Source organism: Micromonospora sp. LZ34 (assembly GCF_052981855.1).
The window spans coordinates 179,506-193,901 of sequence record NZ_JBRIQN010000007.1; the positions used below are offsets into that span (position 1 = coordinate 179,506).

General features: G+C 74.8%; 13 protein-coding genes. 10 read left to right on the forward strand and 3 right to left on the reverse strand.

All coding sequences use genetic code 11. From position 1 onward, the window contains the following. Positions 1 to 5: 5 nt before the first annotated feature. Positions 6 to 2,342 carry an endopeptidase La gene (gene lon, locus ACVCAH_RS11040; RefSeq protein WP_447135973.1) on the forward strand — a complete coding sequence of 779 codons (2,337 nt, stop codon included), beginning with the start codon at positions 6 to 8 and terminating at the stop codon, positions 2,340 to 2,342. An 88-nt stretch (positions 2,343 to 2,430) separates the two neighbouring features. Here lon and ACVCAH_RS11045 read toward each other — a convergent pair whose 3' ends face one another. Then, positions 2,431 to 2,925, reverse strand: coding sequence for an SgcJ/EcaC family oxidoreductase (locus ACVCAH_RS11045; RefSeq protein WP_447135974.1), 495 nt, complete (start codon positions 2,923 to 2,925; stop codon positions 2,431 to 2,433). Positions 2,926 to 2,980: 55 nt separating this feature from the next. Between ACVCAH_RS11045 and ACVCAH_RS11050 the strand changes: the two genes are divergently transcribed. Next, positions 2,981 to 3,445 (forward strand): MarR family winged helix-turn-helix transcriptional regulator, encoded by a 465-nt coding sequence (locus tag ACVCAH_RS11050; RefSeq protein ID WP_447135975.1) that lies wholly within the window; start codon positions 2,981 to 2,983, stop codon positions 3,443 to 3,445. Positions 3,446 to 3,502: 57 nt separating this feature from the next. Here ACVCAH_RS11050 and ACVCAH_RS11055 read toward each other — a convergent pair whose 3' ends face one another. Both ACVCAH_RS11055 and ACVCAH_RS11060 read right to left on the reverse strand, forming a co-directional pair. Then, a complete protein-coding gene (locus ACVCAH_RS11055; protein ID WP_447135976.1) occupies positions 3,503 to 5,281 on the reverse strand; it encodes a DEAD/DEAH box helicase in 1,779 nt (592 codons plus the stop codon). A gap of 147 nt (positions 5,282 to 5,428) precedes the next feature. Further along, positions 5,429 to 6,289 (reverse strand): DUF6010 family protein, encoded by an 861-nt coding sequence (locus tag ACVCAH_RS11060; RefSeq protein WP_447135977.1) that lies wholly within the window; start codon positions 6,287 to 6,289, stop codon positions 5,429 to 5,431. Positions 6,290 to 6,371: 82 nt separating this feature from the next. Here ACVCAH_RS11060 and ACVCAH_RS11065 point away from each other — a divergent pair, with 82 nt between their 5' ends. From ACVCAH_RS11065 to ACVCAH_RS11100, 8 genes are all read left to right on the forward strand, one after another. Then, a complete protein-coding gene (locus ACVCAH_RS11065) occupies positions 6,372 to 7,577 on the forward strand; it encodes a sensor histidine kinase (protein ID WP_447135978.1) in 1,206 nt (401 codons plus the stop codon). After that, complete coding sequence (locus ACVCAH_RS11070) at positions 7,574 to 8,179, forward strand: response regulator transcription factor (protein WP_447135979.1); 606 nt, start codon at positions 7,574 to 7,576, stop codon at positions 8,177 to 8,179. Before ACVCAH_RS11065 ends, ACVCAH_RS11070 begins: the two co-directional genes overlap by 4 nt. 36 nt (positions 8,180 to 8,215) lie before the next feature. Then, positions 8,216 to 8,737, forward strand: coding sequence for a 2'-5' RNA ligase family protein (locus tag ACVCAH_RS11075; RefSeq protein ID WP_447135980.1), 522 nt, complete (start codon positions 8,216 to 8,218; stop codon positions 8,735 to 8,737). Between the two features lie 119 nt (positions 8,738 to 8,856). Then, positions 8,857 to 9,648 carry an ABC transporter ATP-binding protein gene (locus ACVCAH_RS11080; protein ID WP_447135981.1) on the forward strand — a complete coding sequence of 264 codons (792 nt, stop codon included), beginning with the start codon at positions 8,857 to 8,859 and terminating at the stop codon, positions 9,646 to 9,648. Then, positions 9,645 to 10,421, forward strand: a complete 777-nt coding sequence (locus tag ACVCAH_RS11085) for an ABC transporter ATP-binding protein (RefSeq protein ID WP_447135982.1) — start codon at positions 9,645 to 9,647, stop codon at positions 10,419 to 10,421. Before ACVCAH_RS11080 ends, ACVCAH_RS11085 begins: the two co-directional genes overlap by 4 nt. Positions 10,422 to 10,497: 76 nt before the next feature. Then, on the forward strand, positions 10,498 to 12,390 hold the full coding sequence (locus ACVCAH_RS11090) for an AMP-dependent synthetase/ligase (RefSeq protein ID WP_447135983.1): 1,893 nt from the start codon (positions 10,498 to 10,500) through the stop codon (positions 12,388 to 12,390). Continuing rightward, a complete protein-coding gene (locus ACVCAH_RS11095) occupies positions 12,387 to 13,271 on the forward strand; it encodes a branched-chain amino acid ABC transporter permease (protein ID WP_447135984.1) in 885 nt (294 codons plus the stop codon). Before ACVCAH_RS11090 ends, ACVCAH_RS11095 begins: the two co-directional genes overlap by 4 nt. Next, positions 13,268 to 14,383: a branched-chain amino acid ABC transporter permease gene (locus ACVCAH_RS11100; RefSeq protein WP_447135985.1), complete on the forward strand. Its 1,116-nt coding sequence runs from the start codon at positions 13,268 to 13,270 to the stop codon at positions 14,381 to 14,383. Before ACVCAH_RS11095 ends, ACVCAH_RS11100 begins: the two co-directional genes overlap by 4 nt. Positions 14,384 to 14,396: the final 13 nt, after the last annotated feature.

The window sequence follows — 14,396 nt, forward strand, 5'->3', positions numbered from 1 at the left end:
GTTCGATGGCAACTCTTCCGGTACTTCCGCTGACCGACGCCGTGCTCCTGCCCGGCATGGTCATCCCGGTGACCCTCGACCCGACCACCCAGGCCGCCGTGGACGCGGCCCGCGCCACCGGCGACCGCAAGCTGCTCGCCGTGCCCCGCATCGACGGCGAGTACGGCCCGGTTGGCGCGGTGGCCACCATCGAGAAGGTCGGCCGGCTGCCCAGCGGCGAGCCCGCCGCCGTCATCCGCGGCCTGTCCCGGGCGCGGATCGGCTCGGGCGTGCCCGGGCCCGGCGCCGCCCTCTGGGTCGAGGCGACCGAACTGCACGAACCCGCCCCCGCCGGCCGGGCCCGGGAACTCGCCCGCGAGTACCGCGCCCTGATGACCTCGGTGCTCCAGCAGCGCGGGGCCTGGCAGGTCATCGACGCGATCGAGCGGATGACCGACCTGTCCGAGCTGGCCGACTCGGCCGGCTACGTCTCCTGGCTCAGCCTCGCCCAGAAGACCGAACTGCTCGCCGCGCCGGACGTCACCGCCCGGCTGGAGCTGCTCGTCGGCTGGGTCAAGGACCACCTGGCCGAGCAGGAGGTCACCGAGCAGATCAACAACGACGTCCGCGAGGGGCTGGAGAAGTCCCAGCGGGAGTTCCTGCTCCGCCAGCAGCTCGCCGCGATCCGCAAGGAACTCGGCGAGGACGAGCCGGACGGCTCGGCCGACTACCGGGCCCGGGTCGAGGCCGCCGACCTGCCGGAGAAGGTCCGCGAGGCGGCGCTACGCGAGGTCGGCAAGCTGGAGCAGGCCAGCGACGCCTCCCCGGAGGCGGGCTGGATCCGCACCTGGCTGGACACCGTGCTCGAGATGCCGTGGAACACGCGTACCCAGGACAACACCGACCTGGCCGCGGCCCGCGCGGTGCTCGACGCCGACCACGCCGGCCTGGCCGACGTGAAGGACCGCATCCTGGAGTACCTCGCGGTGCGCAACCGTCGCGCCGAGCGCAACCTCGGCGTGGTCGGCGGGCGCGGCTCCGGCGCGGTGCTCGCCCTCGCCGGCCCGCCCGGCGTCGGCAAGACCAGCCTCGGCGAGTCGATCGCCCGGGCGCTGGGGCGCAACTTCGTCCGGGTCAGCCTGGGCGGCGTGCGCGACGAGGCCGAGATCCGCGGCCACCGGCGCACGTACGTCGGCGCGCTGCCCGGCCGGATCGTCCGGGCGCTGCGCGAGGCCGGCTCGATGAACCCGGTGGTGCTCCTCGACGAGGTGGACAAGCTGGCCGCCGGCTACGCCGGCGACCCGGCCGCGGCGCTGCTGGAGGTGCTCGACCCGGCGCAGAACCACACCTTCCGGGACCACTACCTGGAGGTCGACCTCGACCTGTCCGACGTGCTCTTCCTGGCCACCGCGAACGTGGTGGAGACCATCCCCGGCCCGCTGCTGGACCGGATGGAACTGGTCACCCTGGACGGGTACACCGAGGACGAGAAGGTGGCCATCGCCCGGGACCACCTGCTGCCCCGGCAGCGGGAGCGGGCCGGGCTGACCGCCGACGAGGTGACCGTGGCCGACGAGGCCCTCGCCCGGATCGCGGGGGAGTACACCCGCGAGGCCGGCGTACGGCAGCTGGAGCGGGCGCTCGCCAAGATCCTGCGCAAGGTGGCGGTGGCCCTGGCCACCGACCCGACGCCGGTCCGGGTGGACACCGGCAACCTGGCCCGCTACCTGGGCCGGCCGAAGTTCACCCCGGAGTCGGCGGAGCGGACCGCGGTGCCCGGCGTGGCCACCGGTCTGGCGGTCACCGGCGCCGGCGGCGACGTGCTCTTCATCGAGGCGACCAGCATGGAGGGCGAGCCGGGGCTGACCCTGACCGGCCAGCTCGGCGACGTGATGAAGGAGTCCGCGCACATCGCCCTGTCCTACCTGCGCTCCAACGGGCGTCGCCTCGGGCTGGACCCGAACGCCCTGGCCGGGCGGCGGATCCACCTGCACGTGCCGGCGGGCGCGGTGCCCAAGGACGGCCCCAGCGCCGGCATCACCATGGTCACCGCCCTGGCGTCGCTGGCCAGCGGCCGGCCGGTCCGCCCCGAGTTCGGGATGACCGGCGAGGTCACCCTCTCCGGGCGGGTGCTGCCCATCGGCGGGGTGAAGCAGAAGCTGCTCGCCGCGCACCGGGCCGGCCTGACCGAGGTGATCATCCCGGCCCGCAACGAGCCGGACCTGGACGACCTGCCCACCGAGGTGCGGGAGGCGCTGACCATCCACACCCTGGCCGACGTCGCCGACGTGCTCGCCCTGGCGCTGCGCCCGGCCGAGATCGACCAGGAGTCGCTGGACGGACCGGCGCTGGCCGCCGCCTGAGCCTGCCGAAAGCGTGCTCCGGCGCAGCCGCGCCGTAGCCGCTGCACGCAGGGCCCCTGTCGTCGGAACGGACGACAGGGGCCCCGTGCTAGGCGGTGGCGCCGGTGCGGCCGAGCCCGAGCCCGCGCGCACAACGGGCCATGGCTTGCGACAGCCGGGCGGGCGCCGAGTCCGGCGCGGGAATCCGCACCGGACGGACCCGGCCGTTGTGCAGCGCGGTGAACCGCCACCCGGCGGCCGTTCGCACGGCGACCAGGGTCTGCCGGGACAGCCGGCGGCGCGGCAGGCGCGAACGCCAGGGCATCAGCACCGAGCCGGTGCCGTGCACGATCGCCACGTCGGCGGTCACCGCCCGGATCGACTCCACCTCGCCGACCAGCGCAGACCCGGCGAGGACGCCCCGGAACAGCCGGTCGTGCGCCTCCTGCATCGGCGCCCGGCCGGTCGCCCGGGTGCCGTCGTACGACACGTAGTCGGAGTCCTCGGTGAAGCAGGCGCCGTAGGCGACCGCGTCGTTGTCGGTCCACGCCCGCAGCAGCCGGTCGAAGAGCTCGCGGATCTCCCTGCGGTCGTCCTCGGTCATGGTCACTCCCTGCTAAAGTTCGAATGCCGAAATCTAAGTTAGCAGGAAGATTCGAATGTCGAAAAATGAGCTGGTGCACCGGGTGGCTCGGGAGATCCGGCTGCTGCAGCAGAGCTTCGACGCCTTCGACGAGGCGGCCGCCGGCCGGCTGGGGATCAACCGGACGGATCTGCGGGCGCTGGACGTCGTCCTCGGCTGTGGGCCGGTGACGGCCGGCGAGTTGACGGCGGCGCTGCGGCTCAGCCCGGCGGCCACCACCACGGTCATCGACCGGCTGGAACGAGCCGGCCTGGTGGCGCGTACCCGGGACGCCGCCAACCGGCGCCGGGTGCTGGTCGAGGCGACCGAGGCGGCCCGGGCGGCCGAGCGGAGGATCTACCGGCCGGTCGGAGAGGCCGGCCTGCGGGCGCTGACGCGGTACGACCACCGACAGCTCGAGACGATCGTCGACTTCCTCACCACCGCTCGCGCCGTGCAGCAGGAGCACGCCGAACGGGTGACCGGGGAGCCGGCCGACTGACCGCTGCCCGGACGCGACGAGGCCCCCACCCGGAACGGCGGGGGCCTCGTCGGTATGTCAGCGCCGGTCGCGCCGGTCACCGAAGTCCCGGTCCCGGCGCTCGCGGCGGTCGGCCCCGTCGAAGCGGCGCTCGCCGCCCCCGTCACCGTCACGATCCCGGCGTACGGTCGCCTTGCGGCCCTTGATGGTGCTGCCGCGCAACCCCGCGATCACCTCGTCGGCCACCGCGTACGGGACCTCGACCAGGGAGAACCGGTCGGCGATCTCGATCGAGCCGATGTCCCGGCCGCTCACCCGGGTCTCGCCGGTGATCGCGCCGACCAGGTCCTGCGGGCGCACCCCGGCCCGCCGGCCCAGCCCGATGAAGACCTGGGTGGTGCCGCCCGGGCGGGGCCGCCCGGCGCGCCGCTCACCCCGGCCGCCCTCCGGCCGCGCCTCCCGCGCGCCGCGCAGCGGGACCTGCGGGATCTCCTCCTCGTCGTCCGCGCCGGGCGAGGTCGCCTCGTGTGCCAGCCGAACCGCGGCCAGCGCCACCTCGACCAGGTCGAACTCGTCGGTCAGCGACTCCACGATGGCCCGGAACGGGTCGAGGTCGTCCTCCAGCAGGCTCTCCCGCAGCGCCGCCTGGGTCAGCTCCAGCCGCCGGGTCCGCAGGTCGGCCACGGTGGGGATCTTGTCGATGGTGATCCGCTGCCCGGTGACCCGCTCGATGGTCTTGAGCATCCGGTGCTCGCGCGGCTCGGCGAGGGTGATCGCCACGCCCTCCCGCCCGGCCCGGCCCACCCGGCCGATCCGGTGCACGTACGACTCCGGCGCCGACGGCACGTCGTAGTTGACCACGTGGGTGAGCTGCTCGACGTCCAGGCCCCGGGCCGCCACGTCGGTGGCGACCAGCAGGTCCGCGGTGCCCGACCGCAGCCGGCCCATCACCCGGTCGCGCTGCTCCTGGCTCATCCCGCCGTGCAGCGCCTCGGCCCGGTAGCCGCGCCCGTTCATCGTCTCGGTGAGCCGGTCCACCTCCTCCCGGCTGCGGCAGAACACGATCGCGGCGGTGGGCGACTCGACGTCCAGCACCCGGCCGAGCGCCGCCGGCTTGTGCCCCCGGGCGACGATGTAGGCGCTCTGCCGCACCCGGGGCGCCTCGCCGGCCACCGGCTGCTCCCGGGCGATCAGGATGCGCACCGGGTCGGTGAGGTGCTGCCGGGCCATCCCGTCGATGCGGGCCGGCATGGTCGCCGAGAAGAGCACGGTCTGCCGCTGCGCGGGCGCGTGCTCCAGGATCGCCTCGATGTCCTCGGCGAAGCCCATGTCGAGCATCTCGTCGGCCTCGTCCAGCACTACGCTGGCCAGCCCGCCCAGCCGCAGGGTGCCCCGGGCGATGTGGTCCAGCGCCCGGCCGGGGGTGGCCACCACCACGTCCACCCCGCTGTCCAGGGCGCGCAACTGCCGGCCGATCGGCTGGCCGCCGTAGATGGGCAGCACCCGGGCGCCCAGGTCCTTGCCGTACCGGTGGAACGCCTCGGACACCTGCACGGCGAGTTCCCGGGTCGGCACCAGCACCAGCGCCACCGGGTCGTCGCCGCGTTCCGGGGGCATCCGCTGCAACAGCGGCAGCGCGAAGGCGGCCGTCTTGCCGGTGCCGGTGGCCGCCTGGCCCAGCAGGTCCCGCCCGGTCAGCAGCTGCGGGATCGCCTCCCGCTGGATCGGGGTCGGCTCCTCGTAGCCGAGCGCGGCCAGCGCGCCGAGCAGTTCGTCGCGGAGCCCGAGCTCCGCGAAGCCGCTCGCGTCCTCGGTGCCTGGGTCGGTGGGGTGGGTCTCTGCGGGTGCCGAACTCATGCGGTAAGCCTTTCATCACCACCTTCCGTCCGCTGCGCCGACCGGCACAACCCGCCGCCGGGCCCACCGTTCCGGCCGGCCCGGCGCCCGCCGCGGCCGGGGTCACCCGCCGCCGGAAGGCCGCTGGTGACCCCCGGCCGCGTCCGGTCACCCGGTCAGGATGGCGAGGACGACCGTGCCGGCGACCAACGCGTCGAACACGGCGCACCACTCGGCGTAGCCGCGCGGCACGACCTCGCCGCGGCGGTGGTGCACCACGTCCCAGGCGGCGTGGGCGAGCCAGCCGAGCGCCACCAGCCAGGCGGCGGCCCGGCCGCCGACCGTGACCGCGACCAGCGCCAGCGCCGACCAGGCGGCGAGCCCGGCCAGCTGCCGGGCCAGCGCGCCCGGCCCCCGCAGCTGCCGCCGGTACGCCCCGATGAGCAGGTAGCCGGCGGGCAGCACCAGCAAGGTCCAGGGGCTGAGCACCGTCGGCGACACCCAGCTGTCGACCGTCATCAGCAGGGCCAGCCCGGTCGGCCAGCGCCGGACCACCGCCACCACCGCCGGGTGCCGCCGGGGCGCCGGGCCGGCCGCGGCGTGCCGGTGCCGCAGCGCCACCAGCACCATCGCCGGCACCATCAGCAGGTGCCCGCCGAGCATCAGGGCGTCGGCGGGGAGCAGCCCCGCCCAGTACGGCGCGAACAGCAGCAGGAACGGGACGTACATCGCGGCCGCCATCTCGGCGGTGGCCGCCCAGGCGTGCCGGCGGTACCGCATCCAGACCGTCATGCCGACGGTCATGTCGGTCGCCATCACCAGCGCCGTGACGTCCGGCCGGGCCAGCACGGCGGCGAGCCCGAGCGGGGCGCCGGCCACCTCCCACACCGGACCCAGCAGCAGCATTCCGGCGATCATCGCGAGCGCCATCTCGCCGAGGTGCCACAGCAGCCGCCGGGCGCCGCCGGCCGGATGGGCGGTGGGCGACGGAACGGGGACCACCGGGTGGTCCGTCAGGGTCTGTCTCATGCCCTCGACCCTGCCGGCGCCGGCGCACCGGGCGACAGGCGCGCGCGTCACCTGATTCTCGTGCGGACCGCACGGTCCGACCGTGACGATCGCACGGGTGAACCGGGCGGTGAGCCGCTCTAGGATCTGCTCCGTGGCGCAGCAGGCGGCGGTACCCCGGGCGGACCGGCGGCTGCGCCGCGCCCGGTTCGCCACCCTGCTGTCCCTGGCCACCGGGATCTGGGCCAGCCTCGTGCTGCCGGCGGTCGGCGTGCTGCGGGAACCCGACCCGGCGCGCGCCGGGCTCGGCGCGGCGGGGGTGCTCGCCTTCGCCGCCGCCCAGTCCGCCGTGCTGTACGCGGCCGCGACGCCGTGGCTGGCGCAGCGCCGCCGCCGGCGGTTCCAGGTGTGCCTGGCCGGGGCGGCGGTGCTGAGCGTCCCGCTGGTCGGGCCGGTCGCCGCCGGGCAGTGGCCCACCTGGGCGTGGCTCGGCGCCTCGCTGGTGGGCATGGCGCCGCTGCTGGTCCGGCCCCCGGCCGCGCTGGCGGTGGCGGCGCTGACCGTCGCGGTCGCCCTCGGGGTCGCCGGCTGGACCGGGGGCTCGTTCGCGCGGCATCTGGCGGTGACCGCCGGGGTGGGTGCCGCCATCGCCGTGGTGAACTGGTTCCAGGTCTGGTTCTGGGACCTGCTCGTCGAGGCCCGGCAGGGCCAGGCCGCCCAGGCCCGGCTGGCCGCGGCCGAGGAGCGGCTGCGCCTCTCCCGGGAGGTGCACGACGTGCTCGGGCACAACCTGACGGTGATCGCGTTGAAGGCCGAGCTGGCCGCCCGGCTCGCCCCGACCGACCCCGGGCGGGCCGGCCGGGAGGCCACCGAGGTGCAGCGGCTGGCCGCCTCGGCGCTCACCGAGGTACGCGCGACCGTGCACGGCTACCGGAGCGTCGACCTGGGCGAGCAACTCACCGCCGTCGCCGAGGTGCTGCGCTCGTGCGGCGTACGGTGCACCGCCCCGGCCCCGCCGGCCGACCTGCCGGCGCGGGTGGCCGGCGAGTTGGCCGCGGTGCTGCGCGAGGCGAGCACCAACGTGCTGCGGCACAGCCGGGCGGGTTGGTGCCGGATCGAGATCACCCAGGAGGACGGCGTGGCCAGAATGACGGTGACCAACGACGGCGCCGCCGACCGCGGCCCGGACGAGCGGAGCAACGGCCTGCGCGGGCTGACCGACCGGCTCGGCGCGGTCGGCGGCCGGCTGCGGGTCCGGCGGGAGGACACCGTGTTCACCCTGGAGGCCACCGTGCCGGTGACGTCATGATCCGGGTCCTGCTCGCCGACGACGAGGAGCTGGTCCGGGTGGCGGTGGCCGCCCTGCTCGGCCTGGAGCCCGACCTCGAGGTGGTGGCGCAGGCCGCCGACGGCCCGGCGGCGGTGACCGCGGCGCTGGCCCACCGGCCGGACGTGGCCGTGGTGGACCTGGAGATGCCGGGCCTCACCGGCATCCAGGTCGCCGCCGAGGTGACCCGGGTCCGGCCCGAGTGCGCGGTGGTCCTGCTGACCGGCCACGGCCGGCCGGCGCACCTGCGCCAGGCGCTCACCGCCGGGGCCCGGGGCTTCCTGCCCAAGGGCGCGCCTGGCGGTGCGCTCGCCGACGTGATCCGCCGGGTGCACGCCGGCGGCCGGTACGTGGACCCGTCGCTGGCCGCCGACGCGCTCACCCTGCCCGAGTGCCCGTTGACGCCACGCGAGTTGGAGACGCTGCGGCTGGCCGAGTTCGGCGCGCCGGTCGCGGTGATCGCCCGGCGCACCCACCTGGCCGCCGGGACGGTCCGCAACCACCTGGCGGCGAGCGTGCAGAAGCTGGGCGCGGCCGACCGGGCCGAGGCGGTGCGGATCGCCCGCGAGGCCGGCTGGCTCTAGCACCCCCGACCGCCACACCCGGCTAGCCTGGCGGCCGTGCGTACGGTCGAGCTGCTCTGTTCCCCGGCCCTGGAACGGGCGGTGCGCACCGCCTGGGACCGGCTGGCCGCCGCCGGACTGCCCAGCCTGGCCCGTAACACTCACCCGACCAACCGGCCGCACCTGACCCTGGCCGCGGCCGACGAGTTCCCGCCCGGCGCGGTGGCCCGGCTGGCCGCGTTGCTCGACGCGGCACTGCCGCTGCCGGCGCGGCTCGGTGAGGTCGCCGTGCTCGACGGCAGCGCGCCGCTGGTCTGGCTGGTCCGCCCGGACGCCGAGCTGACCGCGCTGCACGCGGCGGTGTGGCGCGTCCTCGACGACGCCGACGGGCGCAACCCCTGGCACGCGCCGTCGCGCTGGCGCCCGCACCTGAGCCTGGCGCTGCGGTTCCGCGACGCCGACGCCGGCCTGGCCCGGGCAGTGGTCGGCGACGCCCGGCCGGCGGGGGCGTTCGTCGCGGCGCGCAGCTACCACAGCGTCACCCGCACCACCCACCCGCTCGGCGCGGCGACCGGCTGATCGGGCGGGGAAAGATCGGCGGATCCAACCGTTCCGATCTTTTGCGGCGGCGTTCCGCGCGGTTTAATGCTCGGTAACTTGTGGCGCACGCCACAGTCGAGCCCCCGGGAGCGCCGGCCATGCTGCAGGTGCGCAACCTCGAGGTCGTCTACGACGACGTGATGCTGGTGCTCCGCGGCCTGAGCATCACCGTCCCGCCGGGCGGGATCGTCGCGCTGCTCGGCGCCAACGGCGCCGGCAAGACCACCCTGCTGCGGGCGATCACCGGCCTGCTCGACATCCACCACGGCGAGGTGGTCCGCGGCGAGGTCACCCTGGACGGTCAGCCGCTGCACCGGCTGCGTCCGGCCGCGATCGTGCGGCGCGGCGTGGCGCAGGTGATGGAGGGGCGGCGGATCTTCGGCGAGCTGACCGTGGAGGAGAACCTGCGCCTGGGCGGGCACACCGACCCGCGCCGGATCCCGGCCCGGCTCGACGAGGTGTTCGAGCTCTTTCCGGTGCTCGCCGAGCGGCGCCGCCGACCCGCCGGCTACCTCTCCGGCGGCGAGCAGCAGATGCTGGCGATGGGCCGGGCGCTGATGGCGGGGCCGCGCTACCTGCTGCTGGACGAGCCCAGCCTGGGCCTCGCGCCGCGCCTGGTCGAGCAGGTCCGCGAGCTGATCGTCCGGATCAACGCCGCCGGGACCGGGGTGCTGCTGGTCGAGCAGAACGCCGCCATGGCGCTCTCCGTCGCCGCGCACGGCTACGTGCTGGAGACCGGCCGGGTGGTGCTCGACAAGCCGGCGGCGCAGCTGCTCGCCGACGACGACGTCCGCGAGTTCTACCTCGGGCTGCACGCCGGCGCCGAGGCCGGCCGGCGCTCCTTCCGGGAGGTCAAGCACTACCGGCGACGGAAGCGGTGGCTGTCGTGACCGACGAGATCCTGCGCTTCACCGACGTGCGGCTGAGCTTCGCCGGGGTCCGGGCGATCGACGGGGTGAGCTTCACCGTCGGCCGGCAGGAACTGTTCGCCGTCATCGGGCCGAACGGCGCCGGCAAGACCTCGATCTTCAACGTGCTCTCCGGGGTCTACCGGCCGCAGTCCGGCCGGGTGGTCTTCGACGGCGTCGACCTGGTCGGCCGGCGGCCGCACGAGATCGCCGCGCTCGGGTTGGCCCGCACCTTCCAGAACGTCGAGCTCTTCGCCAACCTCACCGTGCTGGAGAACCTGCTGCTCGGCCGGCACCACCACATCCGGTACGGGCCGCTGTCGGCGGTGCTCTGGCGCGGCCGGGCCCGCCGTGAGGAACTGGCCGCCCGGGCCGCCGTCGAGGAGATCGTCGAGTTCCTGGAGCTGGAGCAGTGGCGGCGGATGCCGGTCGGGCTGCTGCCGTACGGGGTGCAGAAACGGGTGGAGCTCGGCCGGGCGCTGGCCATGGAGCCGAAGCTGCTGCTGCTCGACGAGCCGGTCGGCGGGATGAACCTCGAGGAGACCGAGGACATGGCCCGCTACATCCTCGACGTCCGTGAGGAACTGGGCGTCCCGGTGGTGCTGGTCGAACACGACATGGGCCTGGTGATGGACCTCGCCGACCGGGTGCTGGTGGTCGACTTCGGGCAACCGGTGGCCACCGGCACCCCGGCCGAGATCCAGCACCACCCCGACGTGATCCGCGCCTACCTGGGGGAGGTGACCACGACGTGAGCGAGCGTCAGCGAGCGAATCATCGACACAGCCCGGCGGTGCCTCGTGGCGCCGCGGAGCGAAGCGGAGCGGCGACATGAGCACCACCACCGCGCCGACCGGGACGCCGGCCACGGGCACCGCCGGCGCCGCGGCCCCGACGATCGCCGCCCGGGTACGCGACCGCGCCCGGGCCACCCCGGACCGGGTGGCGTTGCGGGAGAAGGTCCGGGGGATCTGGCAGGAGGTGACCTGGGCGGCGTACTGGGACACCGTGCAGACCGTGGCGCACGGCCTGCTCGCCCTCGGGGTGGACCCGGGGGAGCGGGTGGCGGTGCTGGCCGAGAACCGGCGCGAGTGGCTCTGGACCGACGTGGCCACCGTCGCCGTCCGGGGCGTCACCGTCGGGCTCTACCCGACCAACCCGGCCGCCGAGATCGGCTACCTGCTGGCGCACTCCGGCGCGCGGGTGCTCGTCGCCGAGGATCAGGAGCAGGTCGACAAGGCTCTCGCGGTGCTCGACGACTGCCCCGAGCTGGACCGCGTGATCTACCTAAAACCGCGCGGCGTCCGGGGCCGCTACCAGCACCCCGCGCTGCTGCACTGGGACGACTTCCTGGCCCTCGGCGCCGCCCACCGGCTCGCCCACCCCGAGCGGGTGCCCGAGCTGATGGCCGCCGCCACCCCCGCCGACCTGGCCACCCTGATCTACACCTCCGGCACCACCGGCCGGCCCAAGGGCGCCATGCTCACCGTCGCCAACGTGGACTTCGCGGTGCGGACGGTCACCGAGGGCGGCGGCCTCGCCCAGCCCCCGCCCGGACCGGACGACCTGCTCCTGTCCTACCTGCCGCTCTGCCACGTCGCCGAGCGGGTCTTCACCACCTGGAGCAGCGCCGGCGCCGGGGTGCAGGTGAACTTCGCCGAGTCGGTCGCCACCGTGCCGGCGAACCTGCGCGAGGTGCAGCCCACCATCCTGTTCGGGGTGCCGCGGATCTGGGAGAAGATCCTCGCCACGGTCACCATCCGGGTGGCGTCCGCGTCCCCGCTCAAACGGGCGGTGGCCCGGTTCTGGCTGCGGGTCGCCGACCGGATCGGCGCCACCCTGGTGGCCACCGGCGGCCGGCACACCCCGGCCAGCCGGCTGGCGTACGCGGTGGGCTGGCTCTTCTGCTACCGGGCGCTGCGCGAGCGGATCGGCGTGCGCCGGGTGCGCTACGCAGCCTCCGGCGCCGCCCCGATCGCCCCCGAGGTGCTCCGCTTCTTCATGGGCATCGGCGTGCCGATGCACGAGGTGTACGGGATGACGGAGAACTCGGCGATCGCCACCGGCAACCGGCCGGGCCGGGTGAAGCTCGGCACGGTCGGCGAGCCGCAGGACGGTGTCGAGTTGCGCATCGGCGAGACCACCGGGGAGATCCTCACCCGCCACTCCGGGGTCTTCGCCGGCTACCTGGACGACCCGGCCGCCACCGCGGCCGTGCTGGAGCCGGACGGCTGGCTGCACACCGGCGACGTCGGCGAGTGGGTGGACGGCACGCACGTGCGGATCACCGGCCGGGCCAAGGACATCATGATCACCGCGGGTGGCAAGAACATCGGCCCGGCCGGGATCGAGAACGAGCTGAAGGCCTCCCCGTACGTCAAGGAGGCGGTGCTGATCGGCGACCGCCGGCCCTACCTGGTGGCGCTGATCGGCATCGAGGCCGACACGGTGGGGCAGTGGGCGCAGCGCCGCCGGCTGCCGTACACCACCTACCGCGACCTCACCGGCAAGCCGGAGGTGGTCGACCTGATCCGCACCGTGGTCGACGAGGTCAACGCCCGCCACCCGCGGGTCGAGCAGATCAAGCGGTTCCGGCTGCTGCCCAAGGAGCTCGACCAGGACGACGGCGAGCTGACCGCGACCCAGAAGGTCCGCCGGGAGGCGGTCACCCGCGCCTTCGCCGACCTGGTCGACGAGCTGTACGCCCCCGGCGGTGACCGGTGACCGAGCTGGCCGAGAGCGTCCTGCGCGGGCTGGGCACCGGCAGCGTCTACGCCCTGCTCGCCCTCGGCTTCGTCATCATCTACAAGGCCACCCGGGTGATCAGTTTCGCCCAGCCCGCGTTCATGCTGGCCGGCGTCGTCGCGGTCACCTACCTCACCCCGGCGGTCGGGTTCTGGGCGGCGGTGCCGCTCGCGGCGGTCGGCACCGGGCTGCTCGCGCTGGGCGTCGAGCGCGCCGCCGTCCGGCCCATGGTGGGCCGGCCCGCGTTCGTGGTCGCCATCATCACCCTGGGCGTGGACGTCGCCGTCCGGGTGGTGGTCAACGCCTTCATCGGCCTGGACGTGCGGCACGTCGGCGACCCGTGGGGGCTGCGCACCCTTTCGCTGGGCCCGGTGGAGCTGCAACAGCGGCACCTGGCCGCGGTGGCCGCCACCGCGCTGCTGGTCGTCGGGCTGTTCGCGTTCTTCCGGTTCACCCGCACCGGGCTGGCGATGCGGGCCGCCGCGCTGGACCAGGAGGCGGCGCTGGCGCACGGCGTGTCGGTCGGCGCGGTCTTCGCGGTCAGCTGGGCGCTGGCCGGCGGGCTGGCCGCGGTGGCCGGCACCTTCGCCGCCGCCGGGGGCAGCGTGGACGCCGCGCTCTGGCTGATCGCGCTGACCGCGCTGCCGGTGATCATCCTGGGTGGACTCGACTCGCTGCCCGGCGCGGTGGTCGGCGGGCTCGCCGTCGGCGTGCTCCAGGAACTCACCGCCAGCTACGCCAACGACCTCGCCTGGCTCGGCGGCAACGTCTCGGTGATCACCCCGTACGTGCTGATGCTGGTGGTGCTCCTGGTCCGCCCGTACGGACTGTTCGGCACCCGAGAGGTGGAGCGGGTATGACGTCCTCGCGGGTCCGTGGCCGGCCGCTGCTGCGCACGTCGTACGCCCAGGACCTGGCGCTGCTGGACACGCCGGCCAAGCGGTGGTGGACCGGCGCGCTGCTGGCGCTGGCGTTCGCGCTGCCCTTCCTGCTCACCGACGATCTGCTGCAACTGCTCGCGGTCGGCTGCGTGGCCGCGATCGGCGCGATCGGGCTCGGCCTGGTCACCGGGTACGCCGGCCAGGTCTCCCTCGGGCACGCGTTCTTCCTCGGCATCGGGGCGTACACCGCGGCGGCGATCAGCGGCGACCCGGACGGCCGGGTGATCGGGCTCGGGGTGACCGACATCGCGGTCTGGCTGCCGGCCGCCGGCCTGGTGGCCGCGCTCGCCGGCGTGCTGGTCGCCCCATTGGCCACCCGGCTGCGCGGGCTCTACCTGGCCATCGTCACCCTCGGCCTGGTCTTCATCGGCCAGCACGTGTTCAACGAGTGGTCCGCGCTGACCGGCGGCGCCGGGGTGGGCCGGCCGGCGGCCACCCTGGAGTTCCTCGGCCGGCCGCTGGCCGTCACCGGCGCCACCGCCACCCGGGACCAGAAGCTGTTCTGGCTGATGCTGGCGCTGCTCGTGGTCTTCGCGGTGGCCGCCCGGAACCTGGCCCGCTCCCGGATCGGCCGGGCGTTCACCGCGATCCGGGACCGGGACATCGCCGCCGGGGTGATCGGGGTGAACCTGCCCCGGTACAAGACCATCGCGTTCGCGGTGTCCTCGGCCTACGCCGGCTGCGCCGGGGCGCTGCTCTACACCGTCACCGGCTTCTTCGACCCGAGCTCGTTCAGCCTGCTGCTCTCCGTGCAGTACATCGCCATGGTGCTGATCGGCGGCGCGGGCACCATTTCCGGCGCGATCGCCGGGGCGTTCTTCATCACCCTGCTGCCCCGGCTCACCCGGGAACTGCAGGCGTGGGTGCCGTTCATCAGCACCCAGCCGAACGAGGTGCCGAACGTCTTCCAGGTGGAGACGATCCTCTACGGCGTACTCATCATCGTCTTCCTGATCTTCGAACCGCGCGGGCTGTTCGGGCTCTGGGTCCGGGCCCGCGCCTACTGGAAGGCGTGGCCGTTCTCCTACTGACACGAGCGAGGAA